Annotated in this window: 16 protein-coding genes; 9 read left to right on the top strand and 7 right to left on the bottom strand. The window is 56.7% G+C overall.

Annotated elements, in window-relative coordinates; translation table 11 throughout:
* Positions 1–160: 160 nt before the first annotated feature.
* The 4 genes from bssS (at position 161) to H7K56_RS03315 (ending at position 3,071) form a co-directional block, all read left to right on the top strand.
* Entirely contained in the window at positions 161–415 is a 255-nt protein-coding gene (gene bssS / locus H7K56_RS03300; RefSeq protein ID WP_021506436.1) for a biofilm formation regulator BssS, read from the top strand.
* A 106-nt stretch (positions 416–521) separates the two neighbouring features.
* Positions 522–1,637, top strand: a complete 1,116-nt coding sequence (gene solA, locus H7K56_RS03305) for an N-methyl-L-tryptophan oxidase (RefSeq protein WP_150360965.1) — start codon at positions 522–524, stop codon at positions 1,635–1,637.
* A 284-nt stretch (positions 1,638–1,921) separates the two neighbouring features.
* On the top strand, positions 1,922–2,494 hold the full coding sequence (locus H7K56_RS03310; protein WP_104092803.1) for a cytochrome b: 573 nt from the start codon (positions 1,922–1,924) through the stop codon (positions 2,492–2,494).
* 1 nt (position 2,495) lies between these two features.
* Positions 2,496–3,071 carry a YceI family protein gene (locus H7K56_RS03315; protein ID WP_021506439.1) on the top strand — a complete coding sequence of 192 codons (576 nt, stop codon included), beginning with the start codon at positions 2,496–2,498 and terminating at the stop codon, positions 3,069–3,071.
* 43 nt (positions 3,072–3,114) lie between these two features.
* Here H7K56_RS03315 and trhO read toward each other — a convergent pair whose 3' ends face one another.
* The gene (gene trhO / locus H7K56_RS03320) at positions 3,115–4,170 is read right to left on the bottom strand and encodes an oxygen-dependent tRNA uridine(34) hydroxylase TrhO (protein ID WP_141495574.1); all 1,056 of its coding nucleotides are present in this window, start codon (positions 4,168–4,170) and stop codon (positions 3,115–3,117) included.
* Between the two features lie 267 nt (positions 4,171–4,437).
* On the opposite strand from trhO, the gene H7K56_RS03325 reads away from it, so the two are divergent.
* The 3 genes from H7K56_RS03325 (at position 4,438) to H7K56_RS03335 (ending at position 6,705) form a co-directional block, all read left to right on the top strand.
* The gene (locus tag H7K56_RS03325) at positions 4,438–5,361 is read left to right on the top strand and encodes a Kdo(2)-lipid IV(A) acyltransferase (protein ID WP_021506441.1); all 924 of its coding nucleotides are present in this window, start codon (positions 4,438–4,440) and stop codon (positions 5,359–5,361) included.
* Between the two features lie 557 nt (positions 5,362–5,918).
* Positions 5,919–6,185 (top strand): hypothetical protein, encoded by a 267-nt coding sequence (locus tag H7K56_RS03330; RefSeq protein ID WP_021506442.1) that lies wholly within the window; start codon positions 5,919–5,921, stop codon positions 6,183–6,185.
* Positions 6,186–6,306: 121 nt separating this feature from the next.
* Positions 6,307–6,705 carry a MysB family protein gene (locus H7K56_RS03335; RefSeq protein ID WP_021506443.1) on the top strand — a complete coding sequence of 133 codons (399 nt, stop codon included), beginning with the start codon at positions 6,307–6,309 and terminating at the stop codon, positions 6,703–6,705.
* 1 nt (position 6,706) lies between these two features.
* Here H7K56_RS03335 and H7K56_RS03340 read toward each other — a convergent pair whose 3' ends face one another.
* The 3 genes from H7K56_RS03340 to H7K56_RS03350 all read right to left on the bottom strand — a co-directional run bounded on the left by H7K56_RS03340 (position 6,707) and on the right by H7K56_RS03350 (position 11,254).
* Positions 6,707–6,946, bottom strand: a complete 240-nt coding sequence (locus H7K56_RS03340; RefSeq protein WP_021506444.1) for a YceK/YidQ family lipoprotein — start codon at positions 6,944–6,946, stop codon at positions 6,707–6,709.
* Between the two features lie 227 nt (positions 6,947–7,173).
* Positions 7,174–9,726 (bottom strand): glucans biosynthesis glucosyltransferase MdoH, encoded by a 2,553-nt coding sequence (gene mdoH, locus H7K56_RS03345; RefSeq protein WP_058780762.1) that lies wholly within the window; start codon positions 9,724–9,726, stop codon positions 7,174–7,176.
* Positions 9,719–11,254: a glucan biosynthesis protein G gene (locus H7K56_RS03350; RefSeq protein ID WP_182688977.1), complete on the bottom strand. Its 1,536-nt coding sequence runs from the start codon at positions 11,252–11,254 to the stop codon at positions 9,719–9,721. Before H7K56_RS03350 ends, mdoH begins: the two co-directional genes overlap by 8 nt.
* Before the next feature lie 278 nt (positions 11,255–11,532).
* Here H7K56_RS03350 and mdoC point away from each other — a divergent pair, with 278 nt between their 5' ends.
* Positions 11,533–12,678 carry a glucans biosynthesis protein MdoC gene (mdoC, locus tag H7K56_RS03355; protein ID WP_021506447.1) on the top strand — a complete coding sequence of 382 codons (1,146 nt, stop codon included), beginning with the start codon at positions 11,533–11,535 and terminating at the stop codon, positions 12,676–12,678.
* Positions 12,679–12,718: 40 nt separating this feature from the next.
* On the opposite strand, the gene H7K56_RS03360 is transcribed toward mdoC, so the two are convergent.
* A complete protein-coding gene (locus tag H7K56_RS03360; RefSeq protein WP_021506448.1) occupies positions 12,719–14,179 on the bottom strand; it encodes a phospholipase D-like domain-containing protein in 1,461 nt (486 codons plus the stop codon).
* Between the two features lie 152 nt (positions 14,180–14,331).
* Between H7K56_RS03360 and H7K56_RS03365 the strand changes: the two genes are divergently transcribed.
* Positions 14,332–15,471 (top strand): beta-glucosidase, encoded by a 1,140-nt coding sequence (locus tag H7K56_RS03365; protein ID WP_150360966.1) that lies wholly within the window; start codon positions 14,332–14,334, stop codon positions 15,469–15,471.
* Here H7K56_RS03365 and H7K56_RS03370 read toward each other — a convergent pair.
* On the bottom strand, positions 15,468–15,644 hold the full coding sequence (locus H7K56_RS03370) for a hypothetical protein (protein WP_021506450.1): 177 nt from the start codon (positions 15,642–15,644) through the stop codon (positions 15,468–15,470). The two genes, H7K56_RS03365 and H7K56_RS03370, sit on opposite strands and share 4 nt — an antisense overlap.
* A gap of 313 nt (positions 15,645–15,957) precedes the next feature.
* Complete coding sequence (locus H7K56_RS03380) at positions 15,958–18,159, bottom strand: TonB-dependent receptor (RefSeq protein WP_150360967.1); 2,202 nt, start codon at positions 18,157–18,159, stop codon at positions 15,958–15,960.
* Positions 18,160–18,231: the final 72 nt, after the last annotated feature.

An 18,231-nucleotide genomic window follows, 5' to 3' on the forward strand; every position in this document is an offset into this window, starting at 1 on the left:
AAAACCGGCTTTTGGCTGCTTTTATTTTGCTGTGTTTTTAGTCACCACACTTTTTAACTACTGTACTGTTAATTCCATGTTATAATTATCTCGCTAGTGCAAGATACAGACGCATTGAACCTCGAAAGCACTTCGTTTAACGAGTAATAAGGAGGTTATAATGGACAGAAGTAAAGACGTCATCCAGACCCATCCGCTGGTGGGATGGGATATCAGCACCGTTGACAGCTATGACGCCATGATGATCCGCCTGCACTCGCTATCATCGCAGGACCAGAAAGAAGAAGAAGCTGACGTGGGCCCAACATACTGGCTGACAACTGACGTAGCCAGACAGTTTATCTCTATCCTCGAAGCTGGCATTGCAAAGATCGAGTCCACTGAGCAATACCTACGCGATAATCGCAAGCACTAATCATCACCATCGCGTGAAAAGGCACCCTACAGGGTGCCTTTTTCATGGGCGCACTCTTTTGATATGCTATTGAAAAAAATCGCCGTTTTGCAGGAGTGATGTCGTCATGGTTTATGATCTGATTGTGGTGGGGGGTGGTTCCGTCGGAGCTGCCGCGGGTTTCTACGCAACCCAGGCGGGCCTGTCGGTGCTGATGATCGACAGCGTGCACCCGCCCCACAGCCAGGGGACGCATCACGGCGAAACCCGCCTGATTCGTCATGCTTACGGCGAAGGTGAACGCTACGTGCCGCTGGTGCTGCGCGCCCAGACGTTATGGGATGAGCTGGAGCGCCAGAGCGGCGAACGCATTATGCACCGCAGCGGCATTCTTAATCTGGCGCCGGCCAGCTCGGATTTCATTCACAACGTAATCGACAGTGCTAACCGCTGGCAGTTAGCGGTGCAGGTGTTACAGGCCGATGAGGTGCGTAAACGCTGGCCGCAGCTTAGCGTACCGGACGGCTACGTCGGCGTGTTTGAGCCCAACTCTGGCTTCCTGAAATGCGAACAGGCGGTGCGCAGCTGGGTGCAGCTGGCGGAACAGGCTGGCTGCGCGCAGCTGTTTAACTGCCCGGTCAGCGCGATTGGCCGCGAGGGCGATCTGCAGCAGGTCACCACCAGCGATGGCGTATTCCGCGCGCGCAAGCTACTGATCAGCGCCGGCACCTGGGTCAGTCAGCTGGTGGACAATCTGCCCGTTACGCCGGTGCGCAAGGTGTTTGCCTGGTATCAGGCCGATGGGCGCTACAGCGAAAATAACCAGTTCCCCGGCTTTACGGTAGAGATGCCGGATGGCAGCCATTTCTACGGTTTCCCGGCAGACAATAATGCCCTGAAAGTGGGACGCCACGATGGCGGTCAGCCGATGCAGACGCCAGCGGACCGCAAACCGTTCGGCAGCATCGCCGCTGACGGTAACGAAGCCTTTAGCTTCCTGCGCCAGTTTCTGCCAGGCGTAGGCGTGTGCCTGCATGGTGAAGCCTGCAGCTATGACAACACGCCGGATGAAGATTTTATTATCGATACCCTGCCCGGCGAGCCTGACCGACTGATTATCACCGGCCTGAGCGGCCACGGGTTTAAATTCGCCAGCGTGCTGGGTGAACTGGCCAGCGAATTTGCGCAGAATAAACCGTTCTCCTTTGACCTCACGCCCTTCTCACTTACGCGTTTTGCCTGATTTTGTTGCTGCCGGTGCGGAGCGCACTGGCAGTTATTGACCTTTCCTGACACAGATTTACTTTCCTCCCGCGTTTATGGCGCATTTGGTGAAGCAATACCCATTGCCGCCAGGGCTAAAACTGCTTTTTGCTTATCTATTCAGAATTATTGAATTACACCGCCAGCCTTTCGCCATATATATCGAACCCCTAAATTCAAAGTTATAGAAAAGTAAGGACGATTGATTTTCTATTTCAGGTTGTAGATTCTCATTACCACTTATTTCCTGATAACGGCTTAACTATGTGGCGTAATTCTCCACGGCATTACGGTGCGTTAACCATTGCGTTGCACTGGCTGATGGCGCTGACGATTTACGGTATGTTCGCGCTGGGTTTATGGATGGTCGGACTTGGCTATTACGACGGCTGGTATCACAGCGCCCCTGAGATTCACAAAGGCATCGGCATCTTACTGTTTGGCGCTCTGCTGCTGCGCCTGTGCTGGCGTGTGATATCGCCGCCGCCGGCACCGCTCAACAGTTACTCGCCGCACGTACGCCGTGCCGCCCATGCTGCGCACTGGCTGCTGTATGGCCTGCTGCTGGTGTTGCTGATCAGCGGCTATCTGATCTCTACCGCAGACGGCAAGCCGGTCTCAGTGTTTGGCTGGTTTGAGGTACCGGCACTGTTTAGCGGCGCGGGTGAGCAGGCCGATGTCGCCGGTGAGGTCCATTTATGGCTGGCGTGGGCTCTGGTGCTGTTGTCTGCCCTGCACACCCTGGCCGCGCTGAAACACCATTTTGTCGATCGCGACATGACGCTGAAACGGATGCTCGGTTACCGCATCCCCTTAACCTCTGAAAAGGAAAAGTAATATGATCAGGAAAACCCTGCTGGCGCTCAGCGCCGCTGCCCTCTTTTCGACCAGCCTGAGTGCCAGCGCGGCTGAGTATAAGTTTGATAAAGAGGGTCAGCACGCGTTTGTTCAGTTCCGCATTCAGCATCTTGGCTACAGCTGGCTGTACGGCAGCTTTAAAGATTTTGATGGCAGCTTTACCTTTGATGAAGCCAATCCGGCCGCGGACAAGGTCAACGTGACCATCAATACCAACAGCCTCGATACCAACCATGCCGAGCGCGACAAGCATTTGCGCAGCGCGGATTTCCTCAATACCGGCAAATTCCCGCAGGCCAGCTTCAGCTCGACTGAGGTTAAAAAACAGGGCAAGGATTATAAGATCACCGGCAACCTGACGCTCAACGGCGTAACGAAGCCGATCACGCTGGATGCGCAGCTGATTGGGGAAGGCAAGGATCCGTGGGGCGGTTATCGCGCCGGCTTTGCCGCCAGCGGCGAAATTGTGCTGAAAGAGTTCAACATCAGCAAAGATCTCGGTCCGGCCTCACAAAAAGCCGAGCTGATCATTTCAGTGGAAGGTGTGCGTCAGTAATGGGCAGTACAGCCTGGCGGCAATACGCCAGGCTGTTAAGCCGTTACTTTTTGTCCGGCACGGGGATCGCCATGGTCATGTTGAGTAAACCGCGCGATTTATTGAACACTTTGTTGCCATTTTCACGGCCAGCGCGGCGCGCGCGCTGCTCTTCCGGCGCCAGTTTCGACTCTTCCATGCACAGCGGGCTGCAGCAGTTCTGATATTTTTCCGCACAGCTCGGGCACTGAATAAACAGCAGATGGCAGCCGTCATTGACGCAGTTGGTGTGGCTGTCGCACGGCGCACCACACTGGTGGCAGCTGGAGAGAATATCGTCAGAGATACGCTCGCCCATACGCTCGTCAAACACGAAGTTTTTGCCTTTGAAGCGCACCGGTAAACCCTGCTCGCGCGCGCGACGGGTATATTCGATGATGCCCCCTTCAATGTGGTAAACATCATCAAAACCGTTGTGCTTCATCCACGCACTGGCTTTTTCACAGCGGATGCCGCCAGTACAGTACATGACGATTTTTTTGTCTTTCTGCGCCTGCAGCATATCCACCGCCATCGGCAGCTGATCGCGGAACGTATCGGCTGGCACTTCCAGCGCGTTGTCGAAGTGGCCCACTTCGTATTCGTAGTGGTTACGCATATCCACAAACACCGCATCCGGATCGTCGAGCATGGCGTTGACTTCGGCCGCTTTGAGATAGTTACCGACGTTACTGGCGTCGAAGCTACCGTCTTCAATACCGTCAGCCACGATGCGATCGCGCACTTTCAGGCGCAGCACCCAGAACGATTTGCCGTCGTCATCCAGCGCGATGTTCATGCGCAGATTGTCGAGCGCCGGGTCAAAGGCATAGAGCATCGCCTTCATCGCCTCATAGCGACTGGCCGGCACGCTGATTTGTGCATTAATCCCTTCCTGCGCCACGTAGACGCGGCCGAACACCTTCAGCTGGGTTAAGGCAACATAGAGACGGTCGCGGAATGCCTGTGGATCGGCAATCTGGAAGTATTTATAAAAAGAGACTGTGGTACGCGGCTCGGTTTCGGCCAGCATACGTTCTTTCAGCTCTTTATTGGAAACGAGGTTGTGTAACACTGGCATGGTGAACACCTGTTAGCAATCAGAGAAATTTAGCGCGCATATGATACCTGAATTGAGCGTGATGCAAAGCCTCTGGTGCAATTCTCCTGCCGTCAGCCACAATCGACGGGGTTCTGCGTCATGCTCGCCAATATCTGCGCAGAAATGCTGTTCGTCGTGCGCTGACGCACGGATGGTTGATTTCAGTCAGAGAGAAAAAATGGCATAATCCCGGCCAATTACAGAAACCGGACTCTCTGGTACACGACGCAGGACATTGATATTTCCATGACGCAACTTCCGCAATTTACCCGCGAACTCCTTCATCCACGCTACTGGCTGACCTGGCTGGGCATCGGTTTCCTCTATGTGCTGGTGCTGTTGCCCTACCCGCTGCTGTACGTGACTGGCTGCGGGCTGGGACGCCTTGCCATGCGTTTTATGAAGCGTCGTGTTCAGGTCGCGCAACGCAATCTGGCGCTGTGCTTCCCGGATATGCCGACCAGCGAACGTGAAGCCATGGTGAAGCACAATTTCGAATCGGTGGGAATGGGGCTGATTGAGACCGGCATGGCGTGGTTCTGGCCGGACTGGCGTATTCGTAAATGGGTCAGCACCAGCGGCCTGGAGCACGTTACCGAGGCGCTGGCCCAAAAGCGCGGCATCCTGCTGATTGGCATGCACTTCCTGACGCTGGAACTGGGTGCGCGCGTGTTTGGCATGTACAACCCGGGCATTGGCGTGTATCGCCCTAACGACAACAAGTTACTGGACTGGCTGCAAACCTGGGGACGCATGCGTTCCAATAAAAGCATGCTGGATCGCAAAGATCTGAAAGGCATGATCCGCGCCATGAAGAACAACGACATCATCTGGTATGCGCCCGATCACGACTACGGCCCGCGCAGCAGTGTATTCGCCCCGTTCTTTGCCGTTCAGGAAGCCGCGACCACCACCGGCACGCATATGCTGATTCGTCTGGCTAATCCGAGCGTGGTGCCGTTCCTGGCACGCCGCCTGCCGCACGGCCGCGGCTACGAACTGAAAATGATGCCGGATATCCGCCACAAATTCTCACTGGAGAGTGAACTGGATACCGCTATCGTAATGAATAAAGTGGTGGAAGAGACGGTGCTGCTGGCGCCTGAGCAGTATATGTGGCTGCATCGCCGCTTTAAAACCCGGCCTGAAGGGCAGCCTTCACGCTATTAATCGGTTGCGGGGTATTATCAATGCCCCGCGTTATTTACCGCACATTTGCCTTAATTCACGTGATTGTCTGCGCAGTGGCACGCAAAAAAAGGCCCAGCCTGAACTGCTATGCCTTCCACACGGCGACACTCAAGTCAACGACACCCTTTACGCTGACTGCTGCTATCTTACGAATTAATCACGGTTTTTCGCTGCTACGCCGACGCGTTCTCCCTCGCCCGCCGCTGCTTTTCATTGCCTGAGTTTGTACGGCAATATGCGTAAATATGACGGGTGCGGATCTGATTTTGATGACTTCCAGGCCTTTTCCTATTTAATTTTACTCAGGCTTGCCGTCTTGTTTACTTATCTAATAAATTTTACTGATTAAACAAGTATTTGTCTGAAAGTTAACTGCCATATTCTTTTTTGATTAAAAATTCATCTTTAATATATCTTTATGGAATTGGTTAGCCCGATCGAATCCAGTTAGTTTCGACCCTGACAGTTAGCTCGTTAACTGCGCGTTTAAAAATATAAAAAGATTACACACAGCAAATATATTCAGGACACATAATATGAATAAAGGTATCTACTACTACGTGACGATCAGTACCGATCAGGAGGGTTACCATCTGCTGCATCGGAAAGAGTGTAAACGTCTGCCGGTTAAGGAGGATATGGTGTTCATCGGTACGCTCTATAATTTAAATCAGGCTTTGGCCACCGCACGAATTAATTTTAAAAAGGTGAAGCCCTGTATTAAATGCTGCATCCGTTATTCTGCACCCGTGTTACGCGAGTCGGTACGACCGGTTCTGCACTTTCCGCAAAAAATGATGTAACCGGCGCGGGTGGATGACTTTTTACGCATCCACCCCGTCATTGTTCTCTCCCGCCCTGACAGCCGCCAATTTTCGTCTATTCTTCTGTGAAATCCCTTTTTGCACTGACAAGGAGTTGCAGATGAGCCTGTATAGTACGTTAGAAGAAGCCATTGAAGCCGCACGCGAAGAGTTCCTCGCCAGCCAGCCTGAGCTGGAGCAGGATGACGCCAGTGTCAGCCAGTTTGCGCTGCAGAAGTACGTGATGCAGGATGGCGACATTATGTGGCAGGCGGAGTTTTTCGCTGACGAAGACGGCCAGGGCGAATGCCTGCCAATCTGCAGCGGTGAAGCGGCGCAGGCGGTGTTCGACGGTAATTTCGATGAAATTGAGCTGCGCCAGGAGTGGCAGTCGGAAAATACCCTGCACGAATGGGATGAAGGCGAATTTCAGCTGGAGCCGCCGCGCGACCTGGAAGAAGGCGAAGCAGCGGCCGAAGAGTGGGAAGACGACGACAGTCCGTCAGACAACTGGGCGTAAGTTACTCGTACGGGCCGTGCTGTGCGTCAACCGGCAGTAGCAGCGTGTCCATCACCAGCGACAGCGGCAGATCGAGAATGGTCAGCACGCGCCACGGCCCGTCACGCACATCCCACTGCACGCCTGGATAGTACTGGTTGCCGTGCCCCTGTCCGGGTACGGTGCGGCTGATAATGCTGCCACAGCCCGTCAGCAGCAAAATGGCGGCGCACAGCGCGATTAACTTCAGGCAATATTTCACTGCATTTACTCACCCTGAACTGACACCCCTGATTCTGATGTGCGTCAGTGACTGTTTAAATGTGCTCAGGAACACTGGCACGTGTCATCGAGCCATTTTAGCTGCGGGTGCAGCTAAACCGCTATGTCTTTATGCGTAAAGATTGTGTGAGGCGCGTTAAGCACTTCGCTGAAGCGCAGGCATAAAAAAAGCGGCATCGCTGCCGCTTTTTCATCACCGTTAGCCTGTCAGGCGCGCTGAGGCAGCGCCTGCGGGTTAAGCGTGAGTTTCTGATAACTCTCTACCCACTGATGATATTTATCCGCACTTTCCCACAAACGCGTGTGCACGCGCGCCAGCACCACCGGATCGCTGATCAGCTGCAGACGCTGTTCGCGATTCAGTTTTTCCGGTGCATCGCTCAATGCCTGATCGACGCGGCGATCGCGTGCGTGATCCAGCAGTGCGCTCTGCTTATGGCGCGATGTCGCCATCGCCGTCGCCAGCGCGTTGAACGCCGGATTGAACAGCGCATGCATAAAGCCATGCTTCAGCGCACGTTCCCGGTTCAGCTGCAGATAGTGATCGGTGTCGACCAGCTCTTTCGGCGGCTCATACTCTTCCGGGATCAGGAACAGCCTGGCACGCTTACTCTTCAGCCCGACCGTGGCGCGACTCGACATCACCGAGACAAACGGCGACAGAATCAGCGAGAAGACGATTGGCGCCAGCCACCACAGGAAGTTGAGATCGAGCACGCCCATCCCGACGGCCCAGACAATCCCCAGCAGCATCTGTGAACCATGGCGACGGAACGCTTCGCTCCACGGCGTGGCGTCATCGTCACGCTGCGGCGAGTTCCACACCACTTCCCAGCCGAGGAAGGCGCTGACCACAAACACGGTGTGGAACAGCATGCGCACCGGTGCCAGCAGCACCGAGAACAGCATCTCAAGCAGCAGCGAGAGGAACAGGCGGAATGCGCCACCGTACGGTTTCGCCCCTTTAAACCAGATCAGCACCACGCTGAGCAGTTTTGGCAGGAACAGCAACACCAGCGTGGTGGAGAACAGCGCAATCGCCAAATCCGGACGCCACTGCGGCCACACCGGGAACAGCTGACGCGGCTGCAGGAAGTAGGTCGGTTCCATCAGCGTATGCACCACCTGCAGGGCGGTCGACAACGCAAGGAACATAAACCACAGCGGCGCCGACAGGTAGGACATCACGCCGGTCAGGAACACCGCGCGGTGCACCGGGTGCATGCCTTTTACCAGGAACAGACGGAAGTTCATCAGGTTGCCGTGGCACCAGCGACGGTCACGCTTCAGCTCGTCCAGCAGGTTCGGCGGCAGTTCTTCATAAGAACCCGGCAGATCGTAGGCGATCCACACGCCCCAGCCGGCACGACGCATCAGCGCCGCTTCCACGAAGTCATGTGACAGAATCGAACCGGCGAAGGAGCCTTCACCCGGCAGCGGCGCCAGCGCACAGTGTTCAATAAACGGCTGCACGCGAATGATGGCGTTGTGCCCCCAATAGTGCGATTCGCCCAGCTGCCAGAAGTGCAGACCGGCGGTAAACAGCGGCCCGTAAACGCGGGTGGCGAACTGCTGACAGCGCGCATACAGCGTATCCATGCCTGACGCTTTTGGCGAGGACTGGATAATACCGGCGTTCGGGTTCGCTTCCATCATGCGCACCAGACCGGTAAGACACTCACCGCTCATCACGCTGTCGGCGTCCAGCACCACCATGTAGCTGTAGTTGCTGCCCCAGCGACGGCAGAAGTCATCGATGTTGCCGCTTTTACGCTTCACGCGGCGGCGACGACGGCGATAGAAGATCTTGCCTGCCCCACCGACATCCCGCACCAGCTCCATCCACGCTTTTTGCTCGGCGATGGCGATGTCGGCATCGTAGCTGTCGCTCAGGATGTAAACATCGAAATGCTCCGCGTTACCGGTGCGTTTCACCGACTCCCAGGTGGCGCGCAGACCGGCGAACACGCGTTCCACGTCTTCGTTACAGATTGGCATGATCAGCGCGGTGCGATGTTCCGGATTGAGCGGCTCATCACCGGTGGTCGAGTACGAGATGCTGTACTTATCGCGGCCGATCAGCAGCTGCAGGAAGCCCATCAGCGCGGTCCAGAAACCGGCCGATACCCAGCAGAACAGGATGGCAAACAGGAACAGGATGCCGGTCTGCAGAATATACGGCAGGATCAGCTCCACCGACTGCAGCCAGTTCTGGTTAAACAGCTCGACCGGATCGAGCAGCGTCCAGCCCTGATACGGCAGAATGGTTTTCATGTACCAGGTGGCGACCACGGTCTGCAGAATGGTCAGAATCAGCAGCACATAGCGACGCATGGAACCTACGTGGCGCCATTTGTCTTCCGCTTTCTGCTCTTCCACCGTGGCATAGCGTGGGTTGCCTTTTTGCCCGCGCAGTGAATCCCAGGCGCGCGCGATCGGGTTAGTACGCCAGGCTTCCGGGAACATCAGCGAACGCTTCACCGGCGGCATCGCCTTCAGCGTGGTGCGGTCGAGGTAATCTTTACTGAGCTGCTGGCCATCGGCGAGCGAATCCGGCCACGCCATGGATACGCGCGACGAGACCGATTTCAGCGGCGCATCGTCCGGCCGTTCGCTGGCGGCGATATCCTGCCCCAGCGCGCTGTGAATGGCATGAAACGCCTGCGCATTCTGCAGCGAGGCGCTGAGCGTGGCGCGTGCTGCCGCATCAAGCGGCAGCGCCTCCACATAAGATTGAGGTAAATAAGTCGATTTATTCATTGGCAGGTAACTGATAGCTCCAGGTTTCCGTCAATGTCTTGTCGCCGCTTACCAGCGCCGCACGCATTTCGGTCGGCTGCTTGTTGTCTTTGACGCGCAGACGCAGCACCAGACGCCAGCCTTTGGTGACCGGGTTGTAGCGTACGCTCTGCTCGACCACGTCGGCGTTGTTACCGACGCTGACCTGCGGCGCCACCTGGGTGTTTTCCGGCAGCTTGCTCATCGCTTTACCGACAAAGTCCACGGTAAAGGCGATGGAACCATCCGGCTGACGCACCAGGTTAGACTGCTTCACATCGCCCGCAGAACGCAGCGTGTCTTTCACCCAGGCCACATCGTCCTGGTGCAGCTGGTTTTCATCACGCGTAAAGTGCAGACGGTATTTGAAGTTCATCTCTTTGCCTGGCTCTGGCAGGCTCTCCGGCGTCCAGAAGGCCACGATGTTATCGTTGGTTTCATCTGCCGTCGGGATCTCCACCAGCTCTACGCGGCCTTTGCCCCAGTCGCCCTGCGGCTCAACCCAGCCGCTTGGACGCAGATCATAGCGGTCGTCCAGGTCCTGGTAATGGCTGAAGTCACGGCCACGCTGCAGCAGACCGAAGCCTTTCGGGTTTTCGATGGTAAAGGTGCTGACGGCCAGGTGTTTCGGGTTATTGAGCGGACGCCAGATCCACTCGCCATTTCCGGCGTGAATCGACAGGCCATTTGAATCATGCAGTTCCTGACGGAAGTTGCTGACCGGCGACGGCTGGTTAGCGCCAAACAGGAACATACTTGTGAGTGGGGCTACGCCGAGTTTGCCGACGTTGTCACGCAGATACACTTTAGACTGCACGTCCACGGTGGACTCTTTGCCCGGCTGGATCACAAAGCGATAGGCACCGGCGGCGCGCGGAGAATCCAGCAGCGCATAAATCACCAGCTGTTTATCCTGCGGCTTCGGCCGCTCGATCCAGAACTCTTTAAAGCGCGGGAACTCCTCACCGGAAGGCAGCGCGGTATCAATCGCCAGACCACGCGCCGACAGGCCATACACCTGGCCTTCGCCAATCACGCGGAAATAGCTGGCACCCAGGAAGCTGGTAATCTCATCGTCTTTACCCTTTTTATTTAAAGGATACAGCACTTTGAAACCGGCAAAACCGAGGTTTTTCACCGCATCGGCATCGTGTTTCACGTTGCCGAAATTGAAGTAGTCAGGGTTATATTTGATTTCACGTACCGAAGACGCGGTGACTTCATTGATTTTCACCGGCGTGTCGAAATACATGCCCTGATGATAGAACTCGAGCTTAAACGGCGTGCGCAGTTTGCCCCAGTATGCTTTGTCGTGGTTAAACTGGATCTGCTGATAGTCAGCAAACTTCATTTCACGAAACTGAGAGGGTAAATTGCTTTTTGGCGCTTCAAAACCTTTCCCTGCCAGCGCCTTAGCTTGCTTTGCCACATCATCAATGTTGAACGCCCAGCTATTGTTGGCGTACAACGCCAGCAGAACTGCTGCGCCTACCCAGCGCATCTTCACCAGCCCGCCATTATTCTTCACTTTAGTCAGCACATCCCCCCCTTTCGTGTGCTTAGATCAAACCCATTTATCTTAAAGGATTATTCGGTTTTCCGACAGCTTATGTAAAAGATTGTTCCCCTGATTCGTAAGCCGAAAGTGTACTTTTCGGATAATTAAACCCGGAAGATTAAGAAACAGATTCACCTGATAGTATACGCTGTTTACAGCCGGTAGAATTTCGTCCGGCATAATCCGGTTTCAGGGTGAAACCGGCAAGTAAACTGACAAACCGGAAGCTTATGAGTTCAGCAAAACCCGAACGTGAATATTTCCTCGACTCGATTCGAGCGTATTTAATGCTGCTGGGCGTGCCTTTCCACGTCTCGCTGATTTACTCGACCCAACGCTGGTCGGTTAACAGCCAGGACGCCTCACTGTGGCTGACGGTGCTGAATGATTTTATTCACGCCTTCCGCATGCAGGTGTTCTTTGTTATTTCAGGTTATTTCTCATATATGCTCTATCTGCGCTATCAGCCCAACCGCTGGCTGAAGGTGCGGCTGGAGCGCGTCGGCATTCCGCTGTTAACTGCGGTGCCGCTCATTACCCTGCCACAGTTTTTTATGCTGAAAAATCTCACCAGCAAAGTCGGCGACTGGGCAAACTTCTCGCTGTATGACAAGTACAACGCGCTGATGTGGGATCTGATTTCGCACCTGTGGTTTTTACTGGTACTGGTGATTCTGACCGCGTTTGGCATGCTGAGCTTCCGCTGGCTGCGCGATCAGCAGCGCCGCATCGATTATCAGCAGGTTGGCTGGGGCAAGCTGACGCTGGCCCTGCTGGCCTATGCGCTGGTGTGGTGCGCCTTCCGCCGGCTGATTTTCCACTTTGCTCCCGCGCTGTTAATGGATGGCCTGTTCAGCATTGCGGTTATGCAGTCGCTGTTCTTCCTGCCGTTCTTTATGCTGGGTGCGCTGAGCTGGAAACATCAGGCGCTGAAAGCGCTGTTTGTGCGTTTTAATCCGGTGATGTGCTTTGGTGCCATTGCGGTGTTTATCGCGTACAGCCTGAATCAGCGCTACAGCAGCGGTGAAGGCTGGCTGTACGAGCTTGATGCCATCATTTCTACGCTGATGGGCTTGTGTATGCTGAACGTCTGCTTTAGCTTCGGCCACAAGCTGCTGAACAGCCACTCGCCGCGCATCATGTATCTGGTGAACGCGTCGCTGTTTATTTATCTGGTGCACCATCCGCTGACCATCCTGTACGGCATCTACGTTACGCCACACATCAGCAGTAATACGCTGGGCTTCTTTGTCGGCCTGCTGATGGTGTTTGGCGTTGCCTTTGCCCTGTACGAGATTCATCTGCGTATCCCGCTGCTGCGCTTTTTGTTCTCCGGCAAGCCGCAGCGCAAACCAGAGACCTCCGCGCAGACGTAACGGCGTGCTTACCCGCCGGGCTGCGCGCGGTGCAGCCCGACTATAGCAGCCACTCCACCGGCAGACGCCATACCAGCCGCACCAGCAAACGCTGCAACAGCGTGCACTGCGGCTCGTGCTTATGCACCACTTCCCGCGCTTCGCCGCTGTACTCCACCCAGTTAACGCGGCCCCACTTATCCAGTCGCAGTGCCCAGGCGCGGTCGCGCATGCCGCTGCTGAAGCGCTGATGGGTCTGCTGCGCCAGCGCTTCGCTCTCAATCACCAGCCCCATCTCCGTATTCAGCACCGCCGAACGCGGATCGAAATTAAACGAGCCAATAAACACTTTGCGGTTATCGACGGTGAAAGTCTTGGCGTGCAGGCTGGAGCCGGAATTCCCGGTCAGGCCGCGATCGTGCGGGGCATCCGCGGCATTGGCCTGCGGCTTTAGTTCGTAGAGCGCAATGCCGTGACGCAGCAGCTTCTTGCGCCAGCGCGCATAGCCGGCGTGAACCACGGTGACATCATTGGCGGCCAGCGAGTTAGTTAAGATGGCGATCTTAACGCCCCGCCGCTTCAGCGCCAGCAGCTGCGCCACCCCGGCACGGGTCGGGACAAAATAGGCCGAGATGATATCGAACTGCTGCTGCGGCGTGCCGATCACCTCCAGCATGCGCTGCGGCAGCAAAGAGGAGCGCTTCGCTTTGCCCAGCCCTTTGCGCGGATCGTCACTTAACAGCCGCGTGTGTGCCCAGGTCATGCTCAACGAGCCCTGCTCCAGCTGGCTGACAAACGAAGATTTCTCCAGCCGCGCCAGATAGCGCTGCACCGCCTCGCTCTGCTGCCACTCCGGCGGTAAACGCACCGCTTCATGCGGCGGTGCGCCGGTGTCCACGACGCTGCGCAATGGCGATACCGCTTTGCTGTGCCAGTAGCGGGCGAAATCTTCCGCCACTTCATCTACCGCCGGTCCCAGCGCCAGCACGTCGAGATCGGTAAACAGCGGCTCATTGCCGGTGCCAAAATATTCGTCGCCGATGTTACGGCCACCCACCAGCGTTACCGCGCCGTCCACGGTCAGGCTTTTGTTGTGCATCCGGCGATTCAGGCGGGCGAAGTCAGTCAGATAGCCCAGCGCGCGCAGGGTTCGAAACGAGAAGGGATTAAACAGCCGCACGGCGATATTCGGATGCCGATCGAGTTCGGCCAGCGTTTCATCCAGCCCGGGCGTATTGTTGTCATCCAGCAGCAGGCGCACCTGCACGCCGCGCTCCGCCGCATCCAGCAGCGCGCTGAACAGCAGGCGTCCGGACATGTCGTTGTGCCAGATGTAATACTGGACGTCGATGGTGTGCTGCGCCATGCCCATCAGCAGATAGCGTGCCGCAAACGCATCCAGCCCATCGTTCAGCGGATGAATGCCGCTCAGTCCCGGATGACGGGCACATTGCTGTTGCGCATGTTCTCTCAGCCCGTCGCCCGGCCGTTCGCGTGAGGAACGCAGTGCCGCTTCGCTCATACTCAATCCCTGCTTACCCTGAAGCTGTTATTGTTGGTATCACCGCACGTAAAGGCAATCAGAGCCGTCTACTTCCGCGTCGGGTGCGGCGTTAATTTAGTCTAGACTTAGCCAGGCGTTCTGCATCCGGCGTTCTTCGTGAGGAGAAGATCATGACTCAGCTATCCCCGCGCCATCAGCCCCGGCTATTTCGCAGCTTTTTTCAGGGCAGCTTCCCCTGCTCTACCGCCTGCCGCAGCGGCGGGCGACGACTGGATATGGTCATCAGCAGCGGCCACGACATGCTGCTGGAGAAAGATTACGCCGCGCTGGCGCAGGAGGGATTGCGCACCGCGCGCGACGGCGCCCGCTGGCACCTGATTGAGGCCACGCCAGGTGAATACGACTGGCGCACCTTTCTGCCGATGATTCACGCGGCGGCGCGTCATGATTTACAAATCATCTGGGAGCTGGCGCACTTTGGCTACCCCGATCATCTCGATATCTGGAAGCCGGCGTTTGTGGAGCACTTTGGCCGCTTCGCGCGCGCCATGGCTGAGCTGATGCGGGATGAGGGCGTGGAGCAGCCGTTCTTTACGCCTATCAATCAGATATCCTTCTGGTCCTGGGCCGGCGCCGATGTCTCGTGGCTCGATCCCTACGCCAGCGCGCGAGGTCGCGAACTGAAACGTCAGCTGGTGCGCGCCTCGCTGACGGCCATGCACGCCATTCGCGACGTCTATCCGGACGCCCGCTTCGTGCTGACCGACCCGCTGGTGCAGATCGCCGCCGATCCGCATAACCCCGACAGCAAACCCTATGCCGACAGCCAGTATCAGGCGCAGTTTGAAGCCTGGGACTGGCTGGCAGGACGCGATGCGCCGGAGCTGGGTGGTCAGCCCGATTTTCTCGACATCCTGGGGCTGAACTATTATCCCGACAACCACTGGTTCTTCTCCGGCGACACCATTCCGCCCGACCACCCGCAGCGTCAGCCGCTGCACCGGCTGCTGATGCAGTGCTGGCAGCGTTATCAGCGCCCGCTGCTGCTGGCAGAAACCGGCGCGGAAGGCGACGCGCGCGCGCCCTGGCTGCGGCATGTCAGTGAGGAAGCGCGGCTGGCCTTAGCGCAGGGCGTGGCGCTGGAAGGCATTTCGCTCTATCCGGTGGTGGAGTATCCGGCGTGGGCCGACGATCGGCGCTCGCCTGGCGCGCTGTTTGGTCTGAGCGATCCCAATGGCAATCGCACCCTGCACGAAGCGCTGGCGCTGGAGTTACGCAGTCAGCAGATTAAATGGCGCACCCAGGATTAAGAGTGCTGCACCGGGCTGGCGGTTTTGGGCGGGCAGGTTTGTACATCCAGTGACGGATCGGCTGGATGGCGCACGTCCGTCAGCCAGGTCATGGTGAAAAGGAACACTACGCCGATCAGGCAGGCGGAAAGCAGTCCAATGATGGCGATCAGTTTGTCATCCCGGGATTCCATCGACATCTCCTTGCGGGCGTCCGTAGTCGGTTGCTGGCCTCAGCTCATCCATAATGTAAGCATCAGGACGAAGATTATAAGGGTAACCGAGGTCACTGCAAGTACCACAATGGCGAAGTGCGCATCATCCAGCGGTTGCCGTAAAGGTTCGTCGTGATCGTCAGGTGGCGCGGGTGAACTCATGATGACTCAACAGGAAAGAGGCGTTTTTCAGCGGGATTGCCGCACAGAGTGTAATGGAATAGCGGCCAACGTACAGCACTATTTCTGTCGGAAAAGACCACGGAGCGTCACTACGCCCCGTGGTGGCCGCTTAGAAATCGTAGCTCATGCTGATTTTCAGCGTGCGCGGGTCGCCCTGCGCGAGATAGGTGCCGGTGTCATCAACGTTTGACCAGTACTTCTCATTGGTGACGTTTTCGACCGCCACGCGCCACACCAGATCGTTCTGATTCACCTTCATGCGGTAACGCATACCAAGATCCAGCGTGGTATAGCTGTCCAGCTTGAGGGTGTTGGCCGAGTTGGCGTACTGAGCACCGCTGTGGTTGAGCAGCGCCGTGGCCGTCAGACCCTCCACCGGCTTGATGTCATACTCCGCGCCCAGCACGTAGGTGTAGCGCGGCACGCCGATCGCCTGTTTGCCATCGTAAGTGCCGCCGGCGGTTTTCTTCATCACCGGATCGATCCAGGTGGCGCTGGCGTTGAGGCGCAGGCCCAGCACCGGCTCACCAAACACGTTGGCTTCCACGCCGCGATGGCGCTGCTCGCCATCCATGACGTAGACATTGTCACTGTTGATCAGGCCGGACGGTTTCTGGATTTCGAACAGCCCCAGCGAGCCGCCGATGCGGCCGAAATCGGTTTTAACACCGATCTCATTCTGCTTCGAGTGCGCCACGCCGGTCACAGTGCCATAGTTGATGGCGTCTTTAGGGGCCACTTCACCAGGCTGCAGCGCTTCCGTATGGTTCGCGTACAGCGCCACTTCTTTCCATGGCTTGTAAACCACGCCGTACGTTGGCATCCAGCGGTCGTTGGTGAAGCGCGAATCAACGCTTTCCGCGCCGGTGTTGTAGTTATAGCTGCGCACCACCACTTTCTGATGGCGAGCACCGACGGTCACCAGCAGCGTATCGTCCAGTAATCCGAGCGTATCGCTCAGCAGATAGCCCTGGGTGCGGGTACGTGACGTGGTAAGCGGATCGGAGAACTTGCCGCCGGCGAAGGTGGCCGCCGGTTCCGCCACGTCACCGCTGTGGTAGATATTAAACGGCGTGCCCACCAGCGACATGTCGTAGGCATTTTTCGCATTGGTGGTCAGCGCCGAGTAACCCACGTTGACTTTATGACTGACGAAACCGGTGTGGAACTCACCGCGCAGCCCCACCATGCCGCTCATGTTGTCCTGAATGCGGTTGGAGTAGAAGCTGCTGATGGTGCCGTCACCGTTGCTGTTGGTAATGGTCGGCGCGCCGTAGTTGCCGGTTTCATGAGCGTGCTGTGCGCCGAGACCGGCATAGGCCGTCCAGCTGTCGGTAATATCGTATTCTGCTTTGGCGATACCGAATTCAGATTCCATATCGCTGTACACCCATTTCTGGCTGTAGTTGTGCGAATTTGACGGCACCGCCGGGATCACCCCGGCGCTGGCGAATTTCACGCCCTGTAAGCCGTCATGGAAGGTTTTCTTCTGATAGCCGACGTCCAGCGAGGTGCGCAGCCGGTCGCCGCGATAATCAAGACCGACCGAGGCCGCCGTGGTGCGTTTTTTCTCGCCGTCAACGCCGGTTTCACCCTCGCGATGCACGGCATTAACCCGCACGCCAAACTGATTGTTATCGCCAAAGCGACGCCCCACGTCCAGCGTTCCGCCAACCTGAGACGAGGAGGTGTAATCGAGGCCCACGCGATTGATCGGCGTATCGTCGGCATGTTTCGGCTCGAGGTTGATCATACCGCCGACGCCGGAACTGGCTGCGCCGTTAACCAGACTGTTCGCGCCTTTGAAGATCTCCACGCGATCGATCAGCGAAGCGTCCATCACCTGGCGCGGCACCACGCCCGGCAGACCGCCGAAGGTCATATCATCGCCGTCGAGAGTGAAACCCCGGATGCGGTAAGTTTCAGCAAAATTGCCGTAACCTTTTACGTTCTGCACGCCCGCATCGTTGCGCACCACATCGGCGATGGTTTGCGCTTGCTGGTCCTGAATCATTTTTGCCGTATAGCCGATGACGTTGAACGGCACGTCCATGGCGTTTTGCTCGCCCAGCATGCCGAGGCGACCGCCGTGGGCAATCTGGCCGTCGAGAAAGGCCGGTACTAAGTCGTTGCCGCCGGGTTTGAATTCACTCTGCGGCGTGGCGGTGACGGTCAGCGTCTGCTGTTCGTTAGCGCCCTGAGGTGCGTTACTGGTGTTAGTGGTAGCAGCCATCACTGGCAAACAACCGGCGCTGACCAGCATGGCCAGCAGCGTCGGTTTCATTCCGGGATTGAAAGGCGTTCTGCGCATGGTTATCCCCTGATGTAAATTATACTGAGAATCATTATTATTGCGGTTTGCGATTATGCGCAGCGTACAGCT

Source organism: Pantoea dispersa, from assembly GCF_014155765.1.
In the GTDB taxonomy this organism is placed as follows: domain Bacteria; phylum Pseudomonadota; class Gammaproteobacteria; order Enterobacterales; family Enterobacteriaceae; genus Pantoea; species Pantoea dispersa.

Coding starts and splice junctions, on each gene's coding strand:
- bssS (WP_021506436.1), top strand. CDS start 161: ATGGACAGAAGTAAAGACGTCATCCAGACCCATCCGCTGGTGGGATGG.
- solA (WP_150360965.1), top strand. CDS start 522: ATGGTTTATGATCTGATTGTGGTGGGGGGTGGTTCCGTCGGAGCTGCC.
- H7K56_RS03310 (WP_104092803.1), top strand. CDS start 1,922: ATGTGGCGTAATTCTCCACGGCATTACGGTGCGTTAACCATTGCGTTG.
- H7K56_RS03315 (WP_021506439.1), top strand. CDS start 2,496: ATGATCAGGAAAACCCTGCTGGCGCTCAGCGCCGCTGCCCTCTTTTCG.
- trhO (WP_141495574.1), bottom strand. CDS start 4,170: ATGCCAGTGTTACACAACCTCGTTTCCAATAAAGAGCTGAAAGAACGT.
- H7K56_RS03325 (WP_021506441.1), top strand. CDS start 4,438: ATGACGCAACTTCCGCAATTTACCCGCGAACTCCTTCATCCACGCTAC.
- H7K56_RS03330 (WP_021506442.1), top strand. CDS start 5,919: ATGAATAAAGGTATCTACTACTACGTGACGATCAGTACCGATCAGGAG.
- H7K56_RS03335 (WP_021506443.1), top strand. CDS start 6,307: ATGAGCCTGTATAGTACGTTAGAAGAAGCCATTGAAGCCGCACGCGAA.
- mdoH (WP_058780762.1), bottom strand. CDS start 9,726: ATGAATAAATCGACTTATTTACCTCAATCTTATGTGGAGGCGCTGCCG.
- mdoC (WP_021506447.1), top strand. CDS start 11,533: ATGAGTTCAGCAAAACCCGAACGTGAATATTTCCTCGACTCGATTCGA.
- H7K56_RS03360 (WP_021506448.1), bottom strand. CDS start 14,179: ATGAGCGAAGCGGCACTGCGTTCCTCACGCGAACGGCCGGGCGACGGG.
- H7K56_RS03365 (WP_150360966.1), top strand. CDS start 14,332: ATGACTCAGCTATCCCCGCGCCATCAGCCCCGGCTATTTCGCAGCTTT.
- H7K56_RS03370 (WP_021506450.1), bottom strand. CDS start 15,644: ATGGAATCCCGGGATGACAAACTGATCGCCATCATTGGACTGCTTTCC.
- H7K56_RS03380 (WP_150360967.1), bottom strand. CDS start 18,159: ATGCGCAGAACGCCTTTCAATCCCGGAATGAAACCGACGCTGCTGGCC.